General features: G+C 52.8%; 20 protein-coding genes. 4 read left to right on the top strand and 16 right to left on the bottom strand.

Going from position 1 to position 23,456, the window contains the following annotated elements; all coding sequences use genetic code 11:
* Positions 1 to 33 precede the first annotated feature (33 nt).
* A complete protein-coding gene (locus LCF41_RS18500; protein WP_225085820.1) occupies positions 34 to 558 on the bottom strand; it encodes a DMT family transporter in 525 nt (174 codons plus the stop codon).
* Positions 559 to 669: 111 nt separating this feature from the next.
* On the opposite strand from LCF41_RS18500, the gene LCF41_RS18505 reads away from it, so the two are divergent.
* Entirely contained in the window at positions 670 to 1,575 is a 906-nt protein-coding gene (locus LCF41_RS18505) for a LysR family transcriptional regulator (RefSeq protein ID WP_225085821.1), read from the top strand.
* Between the two features lie 92 nt (positions 1,576 to 1,667).
* Here the strand turns inward: LCF41_RS18505 and folA are convergent, their stop codons facing one another.
* The 3 genes from folA to LCF41_RS18520 all read right to left on the bottom strand — a co-directional run bounded on the left by folA (position 1,668) and on the right by LCF41_RS18520 (position 3,483).
* Positions 1,668 to 2,150: a type 3 dihydrofolate reductase gene (gene folA, locus LCF41_RS18510; RefSeq protein ID WP_225085822.1), complete on the bottom strand. Its 483-nt coding sequence runs from the start codon at positions 2,148 to 2,150 to the stop codon at positions 1,668 to 1,670.
* Between the two features lie 98 nt (positions 2,151 to 2,248).
* Positions 2,249 to 2,719 (bottom strand): threonine/serine exporter, encoded by a 471-nt coding sequence (locus LCF41_RS18515; RefSeq protein WP_180741494.1) that lies wholly within the window; start codon positions 2,717 to 2,719, stop codon positions 2,249 to 2,251.
* A complete protein-coding gene (locus LCF41_RS18520; protein WP_225085823.1) occupies positions 2,710 to 3,483 on the bottom strand; it encodes a threonine/serine exporter family protein in 774 nt (257 codons plus the stop codon). Before LCF41_RS18520 ends, LCF41_RS18515 begins: the two co-directional genes overlap by 10 nt.
* 77 nt (positions 3,484 to 3,560) lie before the next feature.
* Here LCF41_RS18520 and LCF41_RS18525 point away from each other — a divergent pair.
* Together LCF41_RS18525 and LCF41_RS18530 are read left to right on the top strand one after the other, a co-directional pair.
* A protein-coding gene (locus tag LCF41_RS18525; protein WP_225085161.1) for an IS5 family transposase occupies positions 3,561 to 4,405 on the top strand; the annotation gives its coding sequence in 2 pieces (ribosomal slippage) (positions 3,561 to 3,906 and positions 3,906 to 4,405; 846 coding nt in all).
* A gap of 199 nt (positions 4,406 to 4,604) precedes the next feature.
* Positions 4,605 to 5,219: a LysE family transporter gene (locus tag LCF41_RS18530; RefSeq protein ID WP_225085824.1), complete on the top strand. Its 615-nt coding sequence runs from the start codon at positions 4,605 to 4,607 to the stop codon at positions 5,217 to 5,219.
* Between the two features lie 87 nt (positions 5,220 to 5,306).
* Here LCF41_RS18530 and carB read toward each other — a convergent pair whose 3' ends face one another.
* The 8 genes from carB to ribF form a co-directional block, all read right to left on the bottom strand.
* Positions 5,307 to 8,531: a carbamoyl-phosphate synthase large subunit gene (gene carB, locus LCF41_RS18535; RefSeq protein ID WP_225085825.1), complete on the bottom strand. Its 3,225-nt coding sequence runs from the start codon at positions 8,529 to 8,531 to the stop codon at positions 5,307 to 5,309.
* A 14-nt stretch (positions 8,532 to 8,545) separates the two neighbouring features.
* A complete protein-coding gene (carA, locus tag LCF41_RS18540; protein ID WP_225085826.1) occupies positions 8,546 to 9,694 on the bottom strand; it encodes a glutamine-hydrolyzing carbamoyl-phosphate synthase small subunit in 1,149 nt (382 codons plus the stop codon).
* A gap of 445 nt (positions 9,695 to 10,139) precedes the next feature.
* Complete coding sequence (gene dapB, locus LCF41_RS18545) at positions 10,140 to 10,961, bottom strand: 4-hydroxy-tetrahydrodipicolinate reductase (protein WP_225085827.1); 822 nt, start codon at positions 10,959 to 10,961, stop codon at positions 10,140 to 10,142.
* Between the two features lie 338 nt (positions 10,962 to 11,299).
* Positions 11,300 to 12,250, bottom strand: coding sequence for a 4-hydroxy-3-methylbut-2-enyl diphosphate reductase (gene ispH, locus LCF41_RS18550; RefSeq protein ID WP_225085828.1), 951 nt, complete (start codon positions 12,248 to 12,250; stop codon positions 11,300 to 11,302).
* On the bottom strand, positions 12,231 to 12,704 hold the full coding sequence (gene fkpB / locus LCF41_RS18555; RefSeq protein WP_225085829.1) for an FKBP-type peptidyl-prolyl cis-trans isomerase: 474 nt from the start codon (positions 12,702 to 12,704) through the stop codon (positions 12,231 to 12,233). Before fkpB ends, ispH begins: the two co-directional genes overlap by 20 nt.
* Complete coding sequence (lspA, locus tag LCF41_RS18560) at positions 12,704 to 13,219, bottom strand: signal peptidase II (protein ID WP_155116488.1); 516 nt, start codon at positions 13,217 to 13,219, stop codon at positions 12,704 to 12,706. Before lspA ends, fkpB begins: the two co-directional genes overlap by 1 nt.
* Complete coding sequence (gene ileS, locus LCF41_RS18565; protein ID WP_225085830.1) at positions 13,216 to 16,029, bottom strand: isoleucine--tRNA ligase; 2,814 nt, start codon at positions 16,027 to 16,029, stop codon at positions 13,216 to 13,218. Before ileS ends, lspA begins: the two co-directional genes overlap by 4 nt.
* 31 nt (positions 16,030 to 16,060) lie before the next feature.
* Positions 16,061 to 17,002, bottom strand: coding sequence for a bifunctional riboflavin kinase/FAD synthetase (gene ribF / locus LCF41_RS18570; protein WP_225085831.1), 942 nt, complete (start codon positions 17,000 to 17,002; stop codon positions 16,061 to 16,063).
* 424 nt (positions 17,003 to 17,426) lie between these two features.
* On the opposite strand from ribF, the gene rpsT reads away from it, so the two are divergent.
* The gene (gene rpsT, locus LCF41_RS18575; protein WP_010681770.1) at positions 17,427 to 17,690 is read left to right on the top strand and encodes a 30S ribosomal protein S20; all 264 of its coding nucleotides are present in this window, start codon (positions 17,427 to 17,429) and stop codon (positions 17,688 to 17,690) included.
* 37 nt (positions 17,691 to 17,727) lie between these two features.
* Here rpsT and nhaR read toward each other — a convergent pair whose 3' ends face one another.
* The 4 genes from nhaR to dnaK form a co-directional block, all read right to left on the bottom strand.
* Positions 17,728 to 18,642 carry a transcriptional activator NhaR gene (nhaR, locus tag LCF41_RS18580; RefSeq protein ID WP_225085832.1) on the bottom strand — a complete coding sequence of 305 codons (915 nt, stop codon included), beginning with the start codon at positions 18,640 to 18,642 and terminating at the stop codon, positions 17,728 to 17,730.
* Between the two features lie 32 nt (positions 18,643 to 18,674).
* On the bottom strand, positions 18,675 to 19,871 hold the full coding sequence (gene nhaA / locus LCF41_RS18585; RefSeq protein ID WP_225085833.1) for a Na+/H+ antiporter NhaA: 1,197 nt from the start codon (positions 19,869 to 19,871) through the stop codon (positions 18,675 to 18,677).
* Positions 19,872 to 20,158: 287 nt separating this feature from the next.
* Positions 20,159 to 21,295, bottom strand: a complete 1,137-nt coding sequence (gene dnaJ / locus LCF41_RS18590; protein ID WP_225085834.1) for a molecular chaperone DnaJ — start codon at positions 21,293 to 21,295, stop codon at positions 20,159 to 20,161.
* Between the two features lie 107 nt (positions 21,296 to 21,402).
* A complete protein-coding gene (gene dnaK, locus LCF41_RS18595; protein WP_225085835.1) occupies positions 21,403 to 23,310 on the bottom strand; it encodes a molecular chaperone DnaK in 1,908 nt (635 codons plus the stop codon).
* Positions 23,311 to 23,456 lie beyond the last annotated feature (146 nt).

Raw genomic sequence — 23,456 nt, forward strand, 5'->3', positions numbered from 1 at the left:
GACTCGCTTGCACAGCACAGCGAAGAGATATCCTCACTGTGGGAGCTTAGGAGCCTCAACGGCGGATGTTGTCAGCGGTTGAGAAACCGCAGAGCATTGCACCACCAGCATCCCAAGGACGATTAACGCGACCCCTGCAATCCGCCCTAGCGTTGCAGGCTTCACGGCCAGCCCCATCAAACCAAAATGATCGATAATCAGCGATGCCACAACCTGACCCGCAATCACACAGACAATAAAGCCTGAAGCGCCGAGCTTTGGCGTCAGCAATAACGCAGCGGTGATATAAGCGACACCCGCCACGCCGCCCAGCCAGATCCACCACGATCCTTGCAAAGCAGAACCAACCGCAGGCATCGGTATCCGGGCAGCAAACAGGATCGGTAACAGCACGCAGATACTGACCAGCAGTGAGGCCAGCGTTGCCCAAAGCGGGTGACCTAACGCACGTCCCAGCGCAGCATTACTGGCAGCCTGAAAAGGCACAATGCTCCCTGCAAGTACAGCAATGCCCAGCGACAGCAATAATGAGAGAGAAAAAGAAGAGAATAACGACATGGAACCCCCTCGTTCACACTATAAATTTCACAACATAATTGGGATGTTCCAATACTCAATCATCCATTAAACTAATGGAAATTCGTAATTCATACGTAAGGCATGCGCACAATGGATGATTTGCGTCGTATTGATATGAATCTGTTGTTAACGCTGTACGCACTGTTGACGGAAAAACACGTCACGCGGGCGGCGCTGCGTCTGCACCGCAGCCAGCCTGCCGTCAGCCATTCATTAGCACAGCTGCGCCAGATTTTTAACGATCCACTGCTCGTCCGGCGTGAAATTGGCCTGACGCTGACGACCCGCGCTCAGGCGCTACTCGACCCGCTGGAACAGGCGCTGGATCAGTTGAACGGCCTCATCCAGACACCGCAGTTCGATCCGCGTCATACCACGCGGCATTTCCGTTTAGCGCTCTCCGATTACGGTACGAATGCCGTCTTGCCAACGCTCATGCAGCATCTGCGCGCACAGGCACCCGGCATTTCACTGGCCGTCAGTCATGCCGGTCGTGAAATGATGCTGGCACAGTTGATCGATGGCGAAATCGACTTAGGCCTCGGCGTTTTTCCGGATCGTCCGCCCGAGGTGCACGCCGCGCTTCTTTTTGAAGAACAGTTTGCCTGTCTGGCAGATCGCGCCACGCTGCCGGAAAACGGTACACTGCCGTTTGAGGCATGGCTGGAACGGCCACATATTCTGGTCACCATGCATCCCGATTCTGCCAATGAAATTGACAACGCGTTGGCTGCAAACGGCCTGACGCGCAATGTCGTGCTGACCCTGCCCCACTGGCATGCCGCCATCAATCTCATTGCCGATACTGACCTGATTCTAACCGCCGCGCGGCGCAGCATGGCGCAAGTTAACACGCCAGATTTACACATTTTTCCGCCGCCGTTCACAATACCCGACTTTGCCTTCCAGCAGGTATGGCACACACGACGCGAGAGCGATCCTGCACATCGCTGGCTGAGACACGCCATTTGGAAAAGCTGTCAGGCGGGGAAATAAAGCATCAGCTCAGAAACGAAAAAACCCGCGACAAGGCGGGTTTGGTGAGCGATCCGTATTTATTGACAGGACGCTATAGCAGGAAAGCGCGGTTAGCGGCGTTCCAGAATTTCGAAGCAGTAACTGTGTGAGTTGCGCTCATCAGCATCATGGAATTCGCTGAAAACAGACTGCCATTCATCCGGCTCATAGTCAGGGAAATGCGTGTCGCCTTCCACTTCAGCGTCAATGTGCGTCAGGTAAAGACGGTTAGCCTGCGCCAGCATTTGTTGATAAATACTGCCGCCGCCAATCACCATCACTTCATCAACGTCACCCGCCGCCGCCAGCGCAGCATCCAGCGAAGAGACCCAGGTCACACGATCGTCATCACCGGGATGATTACTGACGACAATATTCAGCCGGCCGGGCAGCGGCTGACCGATAGAACGGAAAGTATTACGCCCCATAATAATCGGCTTATTCAGCGTATTACGCTTAAACCATGCCAGATCGGCGGGCAAATGCCACGGCATCGCGTTTTCCATACCGATTACGCGATCCACTGCCAGTGCAGCAATCAAACTAATAACCATGGTGAAAAAACCCTGTAGGTCAGAAAATTGCTGACACTATACGGAAAGCCCTTTCGCTCGTCGATATAGATACGAGACCGAAACGTAATATAAGAGTTTTATACTCCCGGCCGTTTGCGATAGAGCCAGATTCCCGGTAAAGACAGGCCGATAGAGAGCGCGCCAACGATAAAACTCGCTTTCAGGAAATGCGTCACCATGACGTTCATCAGCGCCTCGCTGTAGCCAAGATGCGAAATTTCCACTACCGAAATCATCGCCGTGTAGGCAGAAATCCCCGGAAACATCGGGATTACGGCCGCGACGGTAAAGACTTTCGGATGCGCTAACAGCCAACGTGACCAACGAATACCGATGATACCTATCAGGATCGCCGCCAAAAACGATGCCCACTCAATATTCATACCGAAGTGGACCGCCAGAAACCGTACGCCGTGCCCGACGCCGCCCAGCAGCGCACAATAAGGCAATGCTCTTAGCGGAACATTGAAGACCATCGCAAACCCTAACGCCGGAACAGCCGCCAGCACCATATCCTGCAAGAGCGCCCACAGTAAACTTAAGCCCATCCGCGTAACCCCCACAGTGATAACGCCATCACTACACCGATACAGGTTGCCAGCGTCAGTAAACTCGCCACCGTCCAGCGCGCCAGACCGGTATTCACGTGCCCTTTAAACATATCCGCCACGGCGTTAATCAGCGGAAAACCGGGAACCAACAGCAGCACGCTCGCCGCCATCGCCACTGTAGAGGTTTGAGAAAAAGTGGGTAAACGCATCAACAGCCCGGATGCCGACGTGGCGACAAATGCCGTAATGCAGAAGTTGATCAACGGATTCAGGTGTCGCGCCGTAAAGACCTGCCGAACATACATCGCCAGACCGCTGGCAATCAGCGTGACGATAAACGCGTCCCACCCGCCGCCATTCAAACGGCTGAAGCAGCCGCAGGAGAGCGCCACAACCGAAACCATCAGCCAGCGCGGGTAGCGCAAGGGTTTGATGTTCCCCAGACGCTTTTCCACTCCCGCCACATCCAGCAGTTTATGCTCGGCCATGATGACCGCATGCTGAACTTCAATGACAACGTGCATGTTAATGCCGCGGTCCACATTCTTTCGTGTCGACGTCAGGCAATGTCCCTGCATGATGGTGGTCAGGACAATCGAGTTTGCCGAGATGGAACTCTCAACGCTATCAGCACCCAGCGCCATACCCAGCCGTGACGATAGCTGTTCCACGACCATACTCTCTGCGCCATGCTGTAATAGCAGCAGTGCGCACTGGATGCACAGCCGGGTGATTTCCCGCTGCTGTGGCGCTTCCCCCATCCGTTTTGTATTACTTAGGCTGTGTCCCTTAATAATCTGAGCTATAGTAACTACTTATTTCCACAACACTTTGAGATATGGCCCGATACGATCTTCCCGATGAAGCATGGAGCATCATCCAGCCCCTACTGCCTGCTGAACCTACATCCCCACGAGCCGGACGCCCATGGGCTGAGCATCGTAAAGTCATCAACGGTATGTTCTGGGTGTTGTGTTCTGGTGCGCCATGGCGCGATTTACCTGAGCGATATGGCTCCTGGAAAACGGTTTATAATCGCTTTAATCGGTGGTCTAAATCTGGTGTCATTAACATTATTTTCAACAGGTTACTTTCATTGCTTGATGCACATGGCCTTGTTGATTGGTCTGCTACTGCGCTGGATGGCAGTAATATCCGTGCGCTGAAATGTGCTGCCGGTGCTCAAAAAAACATCCCGATATCACCGGAGATAATGGGCTGGGTCGCTCTCGCGGTGGTTTTGGCACCAAAATCCATCTGGCGACAGATGCAGGCGGTCTCCCGCTAAACATTGTGCTGAGTCCCGGACAGGCTCACGAGAGCCAGTTCGCATTACGCCTGCTGGATGGTATTGGTGTTCAGCGTCAGAACGGCAGCATGAAGCGCCGTGGTTATGCGGTTTTGGCTGACAAAGCTTATTCAGGGCATGCGCTTCGTAACGAACTGAAACGAAAAGGGATAAAAGTAGTTATCCCGCGAAAATCTAATGAAAAAATGGCTTCTGACGGACGCTCACGGTTCGCCAGTGACGTTTACCGCCGCCGCAACGTAGTGGAGAGATGTTTTGGTCGGTTAAAAGAGTACCGGCGTATCGCCACACGCTACGACAAAACGGCGAGAAATTATCTGTCGATGGTGAAACTGGGCTGCATCCGACTCTTTTACAAGAAGTTATGCAATTAAGGGACACAGCCTAGTAATTCACGGTTCTCACATTCACTGACCATGTTGTTATCTCAACCCGCCCCTGAAATTAACCACAAAAAATGAAAGGACAATTGTTAACATATCGCCGCCGAATAACCAATAAGTGTGATGCGAATTCATTATTCTGGCGCTATCATTTCAAACGCTCTTACTCTTTTCACTCGCGGGAATGACCATGCTAGAAACATCGCTGTTTGTCGCCACCATCGCCACGCTGGGAATGCTCTCTCCCGGCCCTGACTTTTTCCTCGTCATCAAGAACGCCACACGCTATCCACGCGTCGCCGCGCTGATGACTGCGTTTGGCGTAATCTGCGGCGTTGCAACCCATATGGCGTACTGCGTCGCCGGGTTGGCCGTCGTCATCACAACGACACCGTGGCTATTTAATGTACTGAAATATGCCGGCGCCGCCTATCTGATCTGGATCGGTATTCAGGCATTATTCGCGCGCGGTGGCAGCAAGATGGATGTATCAACTCAGGGGCAACAGAGCGTCAGTCTGAAAAAAGCGTTCCTGCAAGGTTACCTCTGTAACCTGCTTAATCCAAAAGCGACACTGTTTTTTCTGGCAGTATTCACACAGGTTCTGAATATTCATTCTGGTTTCGGTGAAAAGTTGTGGTATGCCATGATTATCTGGCTGCTCGCGGCCATCTGGTGGCCGGTGCTGGTGCTGCTTTTCCAAAGTGAGCCGGTACGGCGTGGGCTGGCGAAGGTGCAGAAACTGGTGGATAAACTGCTGGGCACGGTGCTTATCGCCTTGGGTATCAAGGTCGCACTGGGCTAACATTTAAAACGCTCCCCAGTAAAAAAGCCAGCGCTGTTGCCAACGCTGGCTTCCATTATCGACTTACTGCCTACCGAAGTCGGTCAATCAGCCTTTAATCATCGCATGCATTTCCTGCACGGAGGTAACCTTCTCCGTCGGATCGGCCGTCAACGACATTGCCGTGGCGAAACCACCGTTCAGCGTGGTGTCGTAATGCACCTTGTATTGCAGTGCGCTACGGCGAATCAGCTTGGAGTCTTCAATCGCCTGACGCCCTGCGGTGGTGTTGACGATGTAGGTGTACTCGCCATTCTTGATGCGGTCCTGAATGTGCGGACGGCCTTCATGCACCTTGTTCACCAGACGTGGATTAATACCCGCTTCACCCAGTTCAATCGCCGTGCCGTGCGTTGCATCCAATTCGAAACCGTGCTTCAGCAGCTTGGCAGCCAGATCGACCACACGAGCCTTATCGCCTTCACGTACCGACAGCAGCGCGCGTCCAGTCTTCTTCATATGCGAGTTGCTACCCAGCATCGCTTTGGCAAACGCTTCAGCAAACGTGCGGCCAACGCCCATCACTTCACCAGTCGAACGCATTTCTGGCCCCAGAATCGGGTCAACGCCAGGGAATTTGTTAAACGGCAGCACCACTTCTTTCACCGAATAGTACGGCGGGATAATCTCTTTCGTGACGCCCTGCTCAGCCAGCGTTTTGCCTGCCATCACACGTGCCGCGACTTTCGCCAGCGGAACGCCAGTCGCTTTCGAGACAAACGGTACAGTACGCGCCGCACGCGGGTTCACTTCAATCAGATAAACTTCATTATCCTTCACCGCAAACTGCACGTTCATCAGGCCGCGAACGCAGAGTTCAAACGCCAGTTTTTCAACCTGCTGACGCATCACGTCCTGAATCTCTTTGCTCAGCGTGTAGGCTGGCAGTGAACACGCCGAGTCACCGGAGTGAACCCCAGCCTGCTCGATGTGCTCCATAATGCCGCCAATCAGTACACGTTCACCGTCACAGATCGCATCGACATCGACTTCGATGGCATCGTCAAGGAAGCGGTCTAACAGCACCGGCGCATCGTTGGACACGCTAACGGCGGTCTGGAAGTAACGACGCAGGTCAATTTCGTCATACACGATTTCCATCGCGCGGCCGCCCAGAACATAAGAAGGACGCACAACCAGCGGGTAACCGATGCCACGGGCTTTTTCTACCGCCTGCTCAATCGTCGCTACCGTCGCGTTAGCAGGCTGCTTCAGCCCCAGACGGTTAACAGCCTGTTGGAAACGCTCACGGTCTTCTGCACGGTCAATCGCGTCCGGGCTAGTACCGATAACAGGCACACCCGCCGCTTCCAGCGCGCGCGCCAGTTTCAGCGGCGTCTGACCACCGTACTGCACGATAACGCCTTTTGGCTTCTCGATACGGACAATTTCCAGCACGTCTTCAAACGTTACCGGCTCGAAGTACAGACGGTCAGATGTGTCATAGTCGGTTGAAACAGTTTCCGGGTTACAGTTGACCATGATGGTTTCATAGCCATCTTCACGCAGCGCCAGAGAAGCGTGGACGCAGCAGTAGTCAAATTCGATCCCTTGACCGATACGGTTTGGTCCGCCGCCCAGTACGATGATTTTGTCACGGTCCTGACTCGGATTAGCTTCACACTCTTCTTCATACGTGGAGTACATGTAAGCCGTGTCGGTCGCGAATTCTGCCGCACAGGTATCAACACGCTTGTACACCGGGTGCAGGTCGAACTTATCGCGCAGCTTGCGAATTTCGCTTTCCGCCACGCCAGCCAGTTTCGCCAGACGCGCATCGGCAAAGCCTTTACGCTTCAGCATACGCAGGAACTCGGCATCCAGCGCGGTGGCGCCTTTTTCTGCCACTTGCTCTTCCAGACGTACCAGCTCTTCAATTTGCACCAGGAACCAGCGATCGACGTTAGTCAGGTTAAAGACACCATCGACCGACATCCCTGCACGGAAGGCATCGGCGATGTACCAGATACGCTCGGCACCCGCATCTTTCAGCTCGCGGCGAATTTTGGTCAGCGCTTCTGGGTCGTCTAAATCCACTTTCGGATCGAAGCCCGTTGCCCCCACTTCCAGCCCACGCAGCGCTTTTTGCAGGGATTCCTGCTGTGTGCGACCAATCGCCATCACTTCACCCACAGATTTCATCTGCGTGGTCAAACGGTCGTTGGCACCGGCGAATTTTTCGAAGTTGAAACGTGGGATCTTGGTGACAACGTAGTCGATAGCCGGTTCGAAGGACGCTGGGGTACGGCCACCGGTGATATCGTTCATCAGTTCATCAAGCGTGTAGCCCACCGCCAGCTTGGCTGCGATTTTTGCAATCGGGAAGCCCGTCGCTTTAGAAGCCAGTGCGGAAGAACGCGATACGCGCGGGTTCATTTCGATAACAATCAGACGACCGGTTTTCGGGTTCACCGAGAACTGGACGTTAGAACCACCAGTTTCTACGCCGATTTCACGCAGTACCGCCATCGAGGCGTTACGCATGATTTGATATTCTTTATCGGTCAGCGTTTGTGCAGGCGCGACGGTGATGGAGTCTCCGGTGTGGATCCCCATCGCATCGAAGTTTTCGATGGAGCAGACGATGATGCAGTTGTCGTTCTTATCACGCACCACTTCCATCTCGTACTCTTTCCAACCGATCAGCGATTCATCAATCAGCAGCTCTTTGGTTGGCGAAAGATCCAGCCCGCGTTCGCAGATCTCTTCAAACTCTTCGCGGTTGTACGCGATACCGCCACCAGTGCCGCCCATCGTGAAGGAAGGACGGATGATGCACGGGAAGCCCACATCAGCCGCCACGGCTAGTGCTTCTTCCATCGTGTGCGCAATACCGGAACGCGCGGTGTCCAGACCAATCTTTTTCATCGCGACGTCAAAACGGCGGCGATCTTCTGCTTTATCAATGGCATCCGCCGTTGCACCAATCATGGTGACGCCGAACTCGGCCAGCACGCCCTGACGTTCCAGCTCCAGCGCACAGTTCAGCGCGGTCTGGCCGCCCATCGTTGGCAGCACCGCGTCTGGACGCTCTTTTTCAATGATTTTACGCACCACTTCCCAGTTAATCGGCTCGATGTAGGTCGCATCGGCCATTTCCGGGTCAGTCATGATGGTTGCCGGGTTCGAGTTCACCAGAATAACGCGGTAGCCCTCTTCACGCAGCGCTTTACAGGCTTGTGCACCCGAGTAGTCAAACTCACACGCCTGGCCGATAACAATCGGGCCGGCGCCCAGAATCAGGATGCTTTTAATATCTGTACGTTTTGGCATTGTCTCGCTCCTGATTATTTAGCGGAAGAACGGTAAGTCTGAATCAAGTCAATAAAGTGGTCGAACAGCGGCGCAGCATCATGCGGGCCTGGGCTCGCTTCTGGGTGCCCCTGGAAGCTGAACGCTGGCTTATCCGTGCGGTGAATCCCCTGAACCGTGTGGTCAAACAGGGATTTGTGCGTGACGCGCAGCGTGTCAGGCAGATTATCTTCATCCACCGCAAAGCCGTGGTTCTGCGCGGTAATCATCACGCAGTTGTTATCCAGATCTTTTACCGGATGGTTGCCGCCGTGGTGACCCAGCTTCATTTTGATGGTCTTCGCACCGCTCGCCAGCGCCAGCAGTTGGTGACCCAGGCAGATACCGAATACCGGAATATCCGTTTCCAGAAAGGTTTTGATCGCGCGAATTGCGTAGTCACACGGCTCAGGGTCGCCCGGGCCGTTAGAAAGGAAAATACCGTCTGGATTCAACTTCAGCACATCTTCAGCCGGTGTCTGCGCCGGAACCACCGTCAGACGGCAGCCGCGATCCACCAGCATACGCAAAATGTTGCGTTTCACACCGTAGTCATACGCCACAACGTGGTAAGGCAGTTCGCTTTCGTTTTTCGCCGCAGGCAATTCACCTTCCAGCGTCCAGCTTCCCTGTAACCAGCTGTAGCTTTCTGCCGTCGTTACTTCTTTTGCCAGATCCATTCCCTTCAACCCAGGGAAGGCTTTCGCTTTCTCCAACGCGACAGTGGCATCAGGCGCATCGCCCGCGATGATGCAGCCATTCTGTGCGCCTTTTTCACGCAGCAGACGAGTCAGTTTACGGGTATCAATATCAGCAATGGCGACGATGTTGTTGCGCTTGAGGTATTCAGACAGGCTTTCTTCACTACGGTAGTTGCTGGCAATCAGAGGTAAATCGCGAATAACCAGACCTTGAGCCTGTACAGAGGGAGATTCTTCATCGTTGGCATTGGCGCCGACATTACCGATATGGGGATAAGTGAGAGTGACAATCTGGCGGGAATAGGAAGGATCAGTAAGGATTTCTTGATAACCGGTCATCGACGTATTGAAGACCACTTCCCCCACTGCCGACCCTTCTGCCCCAATGGCCCGACCGTGGAATTGGGTTCCGTCTTCCAGAACCAATAGCGCTGACTTAATCAAAACACCCTCCAAGGAATAAACAATCACGTTATTTGCATATTAATTCAGATTCGAGCCACTAAATCAATGCAAAAACTACCTGTAAGGCCAATTTTTGGCAAATTGGGCGCATTTTAATGATGGTCTTCCTGATTGTCTACCCAAACCGCTTTTTTTCTCTTATTTTTATGCTTTCCGAAATAAATCGCTGCCCACTGACGTAAAAAACCACATCAACTTAGGTAAGTAAACGGTTGCGAGGCAACATCGTTAAAATAAGGATAACAAATCACCAGCAAAGGACATTTCAGGAGTAAAGGGGACGTCTTGCCGCTAAAAAACCGAACAAAATACGAATAAAAACAAGTAAGGAGAAGAAATTAAAACGTAACCAATGAAAATAAAGGTGATCATTAAAATAACCACCCTTATCAGTATGATATGATTATTTATAAATAATTAAAAACTATAAATCATCCAGAGAAAGCACATCTCTCATATCAAAAAGACCACTTTCTTTCGAACTAATCCAGATAGCCGCTCTTACTGCACCATTGGCAAACGTCATACGGCTGGATGCCTTATGGGTAATCTCAACACGCTCGCCAATATCCGCAAACATCGCCGTATGTTCACCGACAATATCGCCAGCCCGCACGGTCGCAAAACCAATACTTTTCGGATCGCGTTCGCCGGTATGACCTTCACGCGCATACACCGCACAGGATTTCAGATCGCGCCCCAGCGCATCGGCAATCGCTTCGCCCATTGCCAGCGCGGTGCCAGACGGCGCATCCACCTTGTGCCGGTGATGTGCTTCAATGATTTCGATATCAGTATAATCGCCCATGACCTTCGCCGCTTTTTCCAGCAGCTTCAGCATGACATTGACGCCAACGCTGAAGTTCGCTGCAAACACAATCCCGATATCCTGTGCAGCCTGCTTAATCGCCGCCTTCCCTGCGTCATCAAAACCGGTTGTCCCAATAATCATGCCCTTACGGTGCTGACGGCAAAAGGCCAGATGCGCTAATGTGCCTTCCGGGCGAGTGAAATCGATCAAAATATCGAAATCATTCTGCACGACATCCAGGCTTTCATTCACGGTAATACCGCTTTTACCTAACCCGGCGAGTTCACCAGCATCGCTGCCGAGCAGAGACGAACCAGAACGTTCCAGCGCCGCGCCCAATACCACGCCGTCCATTTGCTCGATGGCCTGAATCAGCTGACGCCCCATGCGGCCGCCCGCACCTACAACCGCAATACGGATGGATGAATCCTTCATAATGTCTCTCTCTTTTTGATCCTGACGACATAAAAATAACATCAGGTTAACGGGCACCGCGCACTATCGCCAGCGGATTTACCACCAGATTAGAAAATACTGTTTGAAGCCGCAGAAAATCAGCAAAACTGTCTCACTACTGATAGCAGAATCACGTCTGAAAGCGATGAAACATCGTGAGGCGTTTGAAAACATGCAGGGAAGGTCAAAAATAAACCACATGACATAACGCATAAAAATTCATTTTTATGCATTAACATTTCCATGAGTGAATACAGGGGAGAGAAAACAGAGGGGGATAACAGCGGTAGGGCCGAAGCCCTACCACAGAAACAGCGTTAATCTACCTGTTTGACTTCAACACGCAGCTCTTTCGGCACTTCAAAGACGATGTTTTCTTCACGCCCCTGCATTTCAACGGCAACCTTGCCGCCTAATGCTTTCAGGCGCTGAATCACCTGTTGTACCAGGATATCCGGTGCGGATGCGCCTGCGGTTACCCCAACATGCGAAGCGCCCTCTACCCATGACTCCTGGATATCTTCGGCTGAATCAATCAGATAAGCCGCTTTCCCCGCTCTCTGTGCCAATTCAGCAAGACGGTTAGAGTTTGAGGAATTTTTAGACCCCACAACAAACACGACATCCGCCTTATCCGACAAATGGCGAACGGCTTCCTGACGATTGGTCGTGGCATAGCAGATATCATCTTTACGCGGGCCGACGATCTGCGGAAAACGCTCACGTAACGCATCAATCACCGCATAGGTATCATCAACAGAAAGCGTGGTTTGCGTCATAAAGCACAGGTTGCTTTCGTCTTTTACCTGTAGCTGCCAGACATCCTCGGGGGATTCCACCAGATACATGCCACCATCCGCATTGCTGTACTGACCCATCGTCCCTTCAACTTCAGGGTGTCCGGCATGCCCAATAAGAATCGCTTCTACACCTTTCTTACTGGCTCTGGCCACTTCCATATGTACTTTGGTCACCAGCGGACAGGTGGCATCGAATACCGTCAGGTCACGGCTTTTTGCTTCATTGCGTACCGCTTGCGAAACGCCATGTGCCGAGAAAATCAGAATCGCGCCGTCCGGCACGTCTTCAATCTGCTCAATAAAAATGGCACCACGTTCGCGCAATCCGTTAACCACATAGCGGTTATGTACCACTTCATGACGGACGTAGATCGGCGTACCAAACAGCTCTAACGCGCGTTCCACAATGCTGATAGCACGATCGACACCGGCACAAAAGCCGCGTGGATTAGCCAGCAGGATCTGCATGGGACACCTCCTGTTGTACGGGATCGATATCCAGCACGTCGAGATCGAAGGTAATCGCCTGACCGGATAGAGGGTGATTGAAATCCACAGTGACCGATTCCTCGGTCACATCACGGATAATCCCCGGCATATCATTTCCGGCAACACCACTGAACAGCATGATGGTGCCCACATCCGGCACACCGGTCTGAGCGAAATCACGACGCAGGAAGAATTGGATCAGGTTCGGATTGGTCGGCCCAAAGGCCGACTCCGGCGGCAGCGTAAACTTGCGTTTATCGCCACGCTTCAATCCCAACAGGTTTTGTTCCAGCGCATCAGACAGGCTGCTATCGCCAAGGCGGAACAGCGCTGGTTTGCCGCGCTCACGCGTAGACTCGGCAATGGAGCCATCCTCCAGCGTGAGAATAAAATGCACCAGCAGCGCGCTGTTGTGCTGCACAGTCTCGGACATCAGTGACCCTTTTGCTTAACGGTATCAGTATCATCATGCGTACTGAAAAACCCTTCCAGTACGATGAGCGCTGCTCCAATACAGATGGCGGTATCGGCCAGGTTAAACGTGGCAAAGTGCCAGTCACCGACATAGAAGTCGATGAAATCGACGACAAACCCATGCCATGTCCGATCAAACAGATTGCCCAATGCGCCGCCGATAATCAGCGAATACGCAATGTTATTCAGCCTGTGTTTGACGCTACCGCGATACATCATCACCAGCAGCGCCACCACGATAGCAATCGCGATACCAGCAAAGAACCAGCGTTGCCAGCCGCCTTTATCCGCCAGGAAGCTGAACGCTGCGCCGTAGTTACGGGCGTAATGCAGATTCAGAGAAGGCATTACTGGCACCGTATCCCCCAGCGCAAAGTGGGCAAGGATCCACTGCTTGCTGCCAAGATCGATAACTAAAACCAGTATCGCTAGCCAGAGCCAGCGCAGTCCACTCGAACAGATTTTATTCATCAGACAAATTTACGCTCTTCGCCGTTACCACCCACGTTAGTCGCACAGCGACCACACACTTCAGGATGATCGGCATTGCTACCGATATCCGTCTCGTAATGCCAGCAGCGTGGACACTTGTGCCCTTCTGCCTCACTTAAGGCAATTTTCAGTCCGGTGAGTTCCGTTGCCTGCGCGCTATCCGGCGCATTTTCATAACGTTCGACCAGCGCTTTTGACGTCAACAGCGCGAAATGCAGTTCCTGACGCAGCTGGTTCAGCTTGCCCGCCAGATTGGCATCGGCGTACAGCGTGACGGAGGCTTCCAGTGAGCCACCGATGCGCTTGTCGTGACGCGCTTGCTCAATGACTTTGTTCACTTCGCTACGCACTTTCAGGATATCCGCCCAGAACGCATCGTTCATGGTTTCTGCGCTATCCAGCGAGAACAGACCGTCATACCACTCTTCGGTAAAGACGTACTGTGCACGTTCGCCCGGCAGGTAATTCCAGATCTCATCCGCAGTGAAGGACATAATCGGTGCCATCCAACGTACCAGCGCTTCTGAGATATGGTATAGCGCAGTCTGGCAGCTACGACGCGCAACACTGTCGCTTTTTGCCGTGTACTGACGATCTTTAATGATATCCAGATAGAACGATCCCATCTCGATCGAGCAGAACTGCATCAGGCGTTGTACGACGCGGTGGAAATCATAGCTTTCATACGCTTCGAGGATCTCTTCCTGCGCGGCTTTCGCACAGCCAACCGCCCAGCGATCCAGCACCACCATATCTTCTGGTTTCACGCTATCTTTCTGTGGATCGAACCCATTCAGGTTCGCCAGCAGGAAACGCGCGGTGTTACGGATACGACGGTAGGCATCGGCAGAGCGCTTCAGGATCTCATCAGATACGGCGATTTCACCAGAGTAATCCGTTGAACCGATCCACAGACGCAGAATGTCAGCACCCAGCTTATTCATCACGTCCTGCGGACTCACGGTATTCCCGATCGACTTGGACATTTTGCGTCCCTGACCATCAACGGTGAAACCGTGAGTCAGTACCTGACGATAAGGCGCTTTGCCTTTGATCGCCGTTGAGATCATCAGGGAAGACATGAACCAGCCACGATGCTGGTCAGACCCTTCCAGATACATATCCGCCGCATGGCCGCCGAACTCAGGGCGAACATCCACGACAGACGCGTGCGTCGATCCAGAATCAAACCATACGTCCAGTGTGTCCGGCACTTTGACGTAGTTGTCAGCGTCTGCGCCCAGTACATCGGCCGGATCGAGATCCCACCATGCCTGAATGCCGTCGGCTTCAACACGTTTCGCCACGGCTTCAATCAGCTCAGCGGTGCGCGGATGCAGCTCTTCCGTCTCTTTATGAACGAACAACGACATCGGTACGCCCCAGGTACGCTGACGGGAGATACACCAGTCAGGACGGTTGGCGACCATCGCTTCGATACGCGCCTGACCCCAATCAGGGATCCACTGCACGCCTTTGATTTCAGACAACGACTGCTTACGCAGGCCTTTCTGATCCATGCTGACAAACCATTGCGGCGTCGCACGGAAAATGATCGGCGACTTATGACGCCAGCAGCACGGGTAGCTGTGCTGTAATTTCTCTACGTGCAGCAACATGCCTTTTTCACGCAGGATTTCAACGATCAGGTCGTTGGCTTTGAAAACGAATTTGCCGTCCAATTCCGGATACGTGCCGCTCAGGTAGCAACCGTTCGGCCCTACCGGGTTAGCGATTTCCAAATTGTATTTCTGGCTGATCACATAGTCGTCAGGACCGTGACCACCGGCGGTATGCACCGCACCGGTACCCGCATCCAGCGTCACGTGCTCGCCCAGAATGGCGGGGACGTCGAAGTTCAGGAACGGGTGTTTGAAACGCAGCAGCTCAAGATCCGCGCCTTTACAGTCGCCCAGAACGCTCCACTGCGTCACGCCGACGCGCTTCATCACGCTTTCAACCAGATCGGCTGCCAGAATCAGCGCCTGACCGTCAATTTGCACCAGCTGATAATCGAATTCCGCATTCAATGAGATCGCACGGTTTGCTGGCAGCGTCCACGGCGTCGTCGTCCAGATCACCAGCGAAACAGGGCCATCTACGCTACTCACACCAAACTTGGCTAATACCGCTGCCACGTCGCTGGCGTTAAACGCCACATCAATGGATGGAGAGGTTTTGTCGTAATATTCGACTTCTGCTTCCGCCAGCGCGGAACCGCAATCCGCACACCAGTGAACTGGCTTCGCGCCCTTGTGCAGGTGACCATTTTCAATGATGCGACCCAGCGCACGAATGATGTTCGCTTCGGTTTTGAAATCCATCGTCAGGTAAGGACGATCCCAGTCGCCCAGCACGCCAAGACGAATAAAGTCGGCTTTCTGACCAGCAACCTGCTCTGCCGCATATTTGCGACACTCTGCGCGGAATTCCGCAGCGCTGACTTTCTCGCCCGGCTTACCGACCAGCTGCTCTACTTTCAGCTCAATCGGCAGACCGTGGCAGTCCCAGCCCGGCACATAAGGGGAATCGTAGCCAGACAGGCCTTTCGATTTAACGATAATATCTTTCAGAATCTTGTTAACTGAGTGACCAATATGAATACTGCCATTCGCGTACGGAGGGCCATCGTGCAGAATGAAAGTCTTCTTTCCCTTCTTCGCATTGCGAATAATCCCGTACAGATCCTGCTCATACCAACGTTTCAGCATGTCAGGTTCGCGCTTGGCCAGATCGCCACGCATCGGGAACCCTGTTTCCGGCAAGTTCAGGGTAGTCTTATAGTCACTCATTAGATTCTCGATTTCGTTTCGGCTAGAAAAATTAAACCGGTGTCTTTAACCCGAAGAACGTCCGGGCTGTCACCACATCATCGGCGATTTGCTGTTTTAACGCATCGAGCGAAGCAAAACGCTGTTCATTACGGATTTTTTTACGCAGTACGACTTCAATGTGACGACCATAGAGATCTATCGTCACGTCCAGCAAATGCACTTCAAGCTGCTGGCGTTGGTCACCGTTTACGGTCGGACGTGTGCCTATATTGGCGACGCCCGGAAGCGGTTCTGGCCCCAGCCCATAAACGCTGACGGCATACACGCCACTGACAGGGGAAACCTGGCGCTTCAGCGGCAAGTTGGCAGTGGGAAACCCGATCGTTCGCCCCAGCGCTTTACCATGTTCCACGCGCCCGGAAATGGAGTAAGGGTGACCCAGCAGGCTTTCCGCCCGTTCGAGCTCATCACGACTCAGCGCTTCTCGCACCGCCGTGCTGCTAACCCGTTTGCCGCCATTACAGAACGAATCGGTGCTGATAACATCAAATCCCGACTCACGTCCAGCCTTCTGTAATAACAGGAAATCTCCCTGACGACCAGCCCCGAAGCGGAAGTCATCCCCCACAACCAGAAACTTCACGCCCAATTTCTTCACCAGCAGAGAAGAAACGAACGTCTCGGCATCATTGGCGGCAAAACGCGCATCGAATCTGACGCACAGCAGATAGTCCACGCCGGCCTGCGCCAGATATTTCACCTTGTCACGCAGACGCGTCAAACGGGCTGGCGCTTTTTCCGCAGCGAAGAGTTCCAGCGGCTGTGGTTCAAAAATCATCACCATCACCGGCAGCCCACGAGCGCGCCCTTCCTGCTTCAGTCGTTCAAGCAGCATTTGGTGTCCGAGGTGCACGCCGTCAAAATTACCAATAGTGAGCACACAGCCGTAATGGTGTGCCCGAAGATTGTGTATACCGCGAATTAGCTGCATGGCTGGCCCAGAACAAAGGGTTAATATTATGGAAATCGGCGGATTATACCTTGTACAGCGAGTAAGGTTAACCCGCGATTCGCGCCTTTTGCAGCCACCCTGTAAATCGTGCCGATATTTGCACGTTTTTTAGCGGAATCCTCGATGAATGACGTCCAGACGCAGAATATCCAGATAGCCGATGCCCTGCACAATCCGACTTTACCGATGGCAGACAGGGTTTTATCACATTCAGGATGAATTTCTGCTGCGAAAGGCTGTATTCCACCGCGTGAAGCTGCTAAAATCCTGCGCCATCACAACGTAACAAGTGTCGACGTACAACGACGCTTATTTGCACAAATCCATTGACAAACGAAGGCTAAACGAGCATATTCCACGGCCTTTGAATTGTCCTCGATTGAATATATTTGGGAGTTGGACCTTGGCTAATATCAAATCAGCTAAGAAACGCGCCGTACAATCTGAGAAGCGCCGTAAGCATAACGCAAGCCGTCGCTCTATGATGCGTACTTTCATCAAGAAAGTATACGCGGCGATCGCGACTGGCGATAAAGAAGCGGCACAGAAAGCGTTTAATGACATGCAACCGATCGTGGATCGTCAGGCTGGTAAAGGCCTGATCCACAAGAACAAAGCTGCACGTCATAAATCCAATCTGGTTGCGCGCATCAACGCCATGCAATAATCACGCACCTGCGTGTTGTTGCTAAGAAAAAACCGGCTCAGGCCGGTTTTTTTGTGTCTGTCGTATCACAGAAGAGCGCCGAAAAATCCGCGTTACACACACGCTGTACCGCCGGATGCTGGATCATTCTGGCCGCAAAGATCGCGTAATACTCGTCCTGAATGTTCTCGATCCTGCCGATCTCGACGATGTCGCCCTGCTGGTAGATTTCATTGGCATACAGCGATGGCGCAACGAAAATGGCGTCATTATTAATGCCGAACGCGGTCATCAGCGCCGCATCATCAAATTCCCCCAAAATGTTCACCTGAATATTCTGCGCAGTAAACCAATTCAGCAACTTGCGTCCCAACATGGTTCGCCGTCCTGGAATCAGTAACTTACGCTGTTCAAGGCAGGCAGGAAAAGCGTATTCGGGCTGAGGACGTTTACAGTAAAAGCTTACGCCACACTCGCCCAGCTTGATTGAAAATAGCCCTTCCTGCTGCGTTGAATCTACCGGACAATCCGACAAAATCATATCCAGCTTATGCTGGCTCAACTGCTCCAGCAGCATTTCGTGCGTCGACTCAAAACAGCGCAAATGGATATGCTCCTGTTCCGTCACGACCGTTTCCAGCACCCTGCTCACCAGCCGTTTGGACAATGCATCTGCCACGCCGACATCGAATAACAGGTTCGATTCTTTGCGGTAGTTCACAATATCCAACATTTCCTGGCTAAGCTGAAACATGCTATCCGCATAGCGAAAAACTAGCTGCCCCAGCTCTGTCGGTTCCAGCCCCCGTCCCTTGCGCTTGAAAAGCTTGCCTTGCAGACGCTCTTCCAGGCATTTGATCTGCCCGGTAATGGTCTGCGGCGTTAAGAACAGCGTCTCTGCCGCACCGGCAACGGAGCCCGACTTATAAACCTGCCAGAAATAATAGAGATGATTAAAATTCAAATGAGACACACCCGCCCCCTCTTCGCGTCTCCGGCATAGCCTCAACCCTTACACGGCTGCACCGCCTTGTCCAGCGCAGGCAACACCCCACGTAGTGCCAGATAGCCAAGCAGCGCCGCCAATCCCGATGCCAGCAAGATTCCCAGCTTGGCATAGGTAATCAATTCCGCATCACCGCCAGAAAAGGCCAGCAGCGTAATGAATATCGACATGGTAAAACCGATGCCACACAGCACGGACACCGCCACAATCTGGCTAAAGCCAACGCCAGCAGGCAAACGCGCGTAGCCCAGCCGAATGGTTAGCCAACTGAACAAGGTAATACCCAGCGGTTTACCGATCAGTAGCCCGGCGGCGATACCCAGACTAAGAGGGGAGAACAGTTTTTCCAGCACAATTCCCTGTAACACAATGCCAGCGTTAGCGAAGGCAAACAGCGGAATAATCAGAAACGCGACCCACGTTTGTAAACCGTGTTCCAGCGTGGTTGCCGGAGACGTTTCCCCGTCGGACGTGCGCAAAGGGATAAAGAATCCGACGATCACCCCAGCCAACGTCGCATGAACGCCACATTTCAGGATGCAGACCCACAGAGCAATCCCCACCAGCAAATAGGCGGATGTTTTCCTGACCTGTTGCCTGTTCAAATAGGCCAGCGCTGCAACCGCCAATACCGCGCCGCACAGCGCAGGCCAGAAGATCTGCTGCGTATAAAACAGAGCAATGATTAGGATCGCCCCCAGATCGTCAATGATCGCCAGCGCCAGCAAGAAGACTTTTAACCCTGCGGGAACGCGCTTGCCCAATAGCGTCAGCACACCAATGGCGAATGCAATATCTGTCGCAGCGGGAATAGCCCAGCCAGCGCGCGTTACCTCATCCTTTGCGTTGAAAAGCAGAAAGAGCAAGGCGGGAAAAATCATTCCGCCTACCGCCGCCACTAGTGGCAACATCGCCTGTTGACGACTGGCTAGCGAGCCTTCAACCAGTTCTCGTTTCACTTCCAGACCAATCAGCAGGAAGAAAATCGCCATCAGGCCATCATTAATCCACAGCAGCAGATTCTTATTAATTTCCAGTGCGCCAAAGCGCATTTCCACTGGCATCATCAGGAACTGTTGATAACCAGCAGCAGTAACAGACCAATTGGCAAACGCGAGCGCGAAAACCGTTGCCATCATCAGCATGATGCCAGCCGCCGCATCCAATCCGATAAAACGGCGAATCATTGTTATCATTGACTTCATCTCCCATCAGGCGCGAACACCAATACCGTACGTCCGCTTTCTTGCTGGCAAGATTACGCAATCTAACCACTCGTTAAAAGCAGATTAAAACTGGCATAAAGATCGTAAAAACCGATCATTTAAGGTGATAACTATTCAGAGGAGGAGATAAAAAACGTCGGGAGCGTTTTTCAACATTGCGCAGCAACGGCCGCAAGGTGACGGACAAGGATGCCGGTCATAAAAAAACCGGCGGGTTTACCCCACCGGTCTTTTGATTACGCGTTAACGATAAACCATTAACGGGTTAAATCGTCGAAGAATTTCTTCACGCCATCGAAAAAGCTTTTCGAACGCGGGCTGTTTCTTTCACCGGACGGGCCGCCGAAACTCTCATCGAGTTCTTGTAGCAGCTGTCTTTGACGTTCGTTCAGATTAACTGGCGTTTCGACCACTACACGGCACAGCAGATCGCCCTGCGCACCGCCACGTACCGATTTCACACCTTTGCCGCGCATACGGAACAGTTTGCCGGTTTGCGTTTCCGCAGGCACTTTCAGCTTCACACGGCCATCCAGCGTCGGGACTTCAATCTCGCCGCCTAATGCAGCCATCGCAAAGTTGATCGGCACTTCGCAGTACAGGTTATTCTCTTCACGCTGGAAGATCGGGTGCGCTTTAACCTGCACCTGAACGTACAAATCTCCTGACGGCGCGCCGTGCTCACCGGCTTCACCTTCACCGGACAAGCGAATACGGTCACCCGTGTCCACGCCAGCTGGAATTTTCACCGACAGCGTTTTGCTCTTCTCTACACGGCCATGACCGTGGCATTTGACGCACGGATCTTTAATGATCTTACCGCGCCCATGACAGTGCGGACATGCCTGCTGTACGGTAAAGAAGCCCTGACGCATCTGAACCTGGCCGTTACCATGACAGGTTGGACAGGTGATCGGAGAACTACCCGGCTTCGCACCGCTGCCGTGGCACACATCACACTCTTCCAGCGCGGGAATTCGGATCTCTTTGGTGACGCCACGTACCGCTTCTTCCAGCGTCAACTCCATGTTGTAGCGTAAATCGGATCCACGGCTCGCACGCTGACGGCGGCCACCGCCAAAAATGTCCCCGAACACGTCGCCAAAAATATCACCAAAATCGGCACCGCCGCCGCCAAAACCACCGCCGCCTCCGCCCATACCACCTTGCTCAAACGCCGCATGGCCGTACTGATCGTAGGCGGCGCGTTTTTGCGAGTCGGTAAGGATCTCGTAGGCTTCTTTGATCTCTTTGAACTTGGCTTCTGCCTCGCTATCACCCGGATTGCGATCGGGGTGGTACTTCATTGCCAGACGCTTATAGGCTTTCTTTATCTCGCGCTCATCCGCGCTTTTCGAAACGCCCAGGCTTTCGTAATAATCTTGCTTCGCCATTTCTTTTCCTGCCCTCAACATGCGTGCACGGGCGCAGAGTTTCCTCGACGCCCGTGCTGATTGCCAGCAATAGCCTTGTGGCTGCTACTGCGCCCGCTCAAGGGCGATTACTTTTTATCTTTTACTTCTTCAAACTCAGCATCAACGACATCGTCGTCGCGACGAGCAGAGGCATCATCAGCGGCACCTTCAGGGCCTTGCTGTGGTTGAGACGCTTCCAGCAGCTTGCCGGAAACCTGAACCAGCGCCTGCATTTTCGCTTCAATTTCTGCTTTGTCTTCGCCTTTCAGCGCGCTTTCCAGCGCTTTCAGTGCGTCGTCAATGGCAGCTTTATCGTCAGCGGCCAGTTTATCGCCCGCTTCTTCCAGCTGCTTACGCGTGCTGTGCAGCAGGTGATCGCCCTGGTTGCGTACCTGAACCAGCTCTTCAAACTTACGGTCAGCTTCAGCGTTCGCTTCTGCATCACGTACCATCTTCTGGATTTCTTCTTCGTTCAGACCAGAAGATGCCTTGATGGTGATTTTCTGCTCGCGGCCGCTGTTTTTGTCTTTCGCAGAAACATGCAGGATACCGTCGGCGTCGATGTCGAAAGTGACTTCGATCTGCGGCATACCGCGCGGTGCAGCCTGAATACCATCCAGGTTAAACTGACCCAGTGATTTGTTATCGTGCGCACGCTTACGCTCACCCTGCAGAACATGAATCGTTACCGCAGACTGGTTGTCTTCCGCCGTTGAGAACACCTGACTGTGTTTAGTCGGGATGGTGGTGTTCTTGGCAATCAGCGCCGTCATCACGCCGCCCATGGTTTCGATACCCAGAGACAGCGGGGTAACGTCCAGCAGCAGAACGTCTTTCACGTCACCAGACAGAACACCGCCCTGAACCGCAGCACCGATAGCAACTGCTTCATCCGGGTTCACGTCTTTACGCGGCTCTTTACCGAAGAAGTCAGCGACTTTCTTCTGTACCAGAGGCATACGCGTCTGACCACCAACCAGAATCACGTCCTGAATTTCAGAAACGGACAGGCCAGCATCCTGCAATGCCACTTTCAGCGGCTCCAGAGAACGGTTAACCAGCTCTTCTACCAGTGATTCCAGTTTCGCACGAGTCACTTTGATGTTCAGGTGCTTAGGACCCGTCGCATCCGCCGTGATGTACGGCAGGTTAACGTCGGTCTGCTGAGCAGAAGACAGCTCGATCTTGGCTTTTTCTGCCGCTTCTTTCAGACGCTGCATCGCCAGCGGGTCATTGCGCAGGTCGAAACCTTGCTCTTTCTTAAATTCGTCAACCAGATAGTTGATCATGCGGCTATCGAAGTCTTCACCACCCAGGTGTGTATCACCGTTGGTCGCCAGCACTTCAAAGGTTTTTTCGCCATCAACTTCGTCGATTTCGATGATGGAAATATCGAACGTACCGCCGCCCAGATCGTAAACCGCGATAGTACGGTTGCCGACTTCTTTATCCAGACCGTATGCCAATGCTGCCGCTGTCGGTTCGTTGATGATACGTTTGACTTCCAGACCCGCGATACGGCCGGCATCTTTGGTCGCCTGACGCTGTGCATCGTTGAAGTAAGCCGGTACGGTGATAACCGCTTCGGAGATCGTCTCACCCAGATAGTCTTCTGCCGTTTTCTTCATTTTTTTCAGCACTTCAGCTGAAATCTGCGGCGGAGCCATTTTCTGATCTTTCACTTCCAGCCATGCATCGCCATTATCTGCCGCGATAATTTTGTACGGCATGATGTTGGCATCGCGCTGAACTTCTTCGTCTTTGAAACGACGACCAATCAGACGCTTGATAGCAAACAGGGTATTTTTCGGGTTGGTCACTGCCTGACGTTTAGCCGGTTGGCCAACCAGAGTTTCGCCATCTTGCGTATAAGCAATAATTGAAGGCGTGGTGCGATCGCCTTCGCTATTTTCCAGTACTTTTACCTGCGTACCGTCCATAATCGCGACACAAGAGTTGGTTGTACCCAGGTCGATACCAATAATCTTACCCATCTAAACATCTCCACTAAAAAGTCATATTCGGTGTGGTGGTTAAACCTACTGTGCGGGCGAAATGTCATTTTTCAACAAGATTTCTCGTTTTCCAACGACACACCCTCGTTTTCATCAGCAGCACACGTTTCATTGCCATGCTAACC

Origin of the sequence: Pectobacterium colocasium, from assembly GCF_020181655.1 — a bacterium.
GTDB classification, from domain to species: domain Bacteria; phylum Pseudomonadota; class Gammaproteobacteria; order Enterobacterales; family Enterobacteriaceae; genus Pectobacterium; species Pectobacterium colocasium.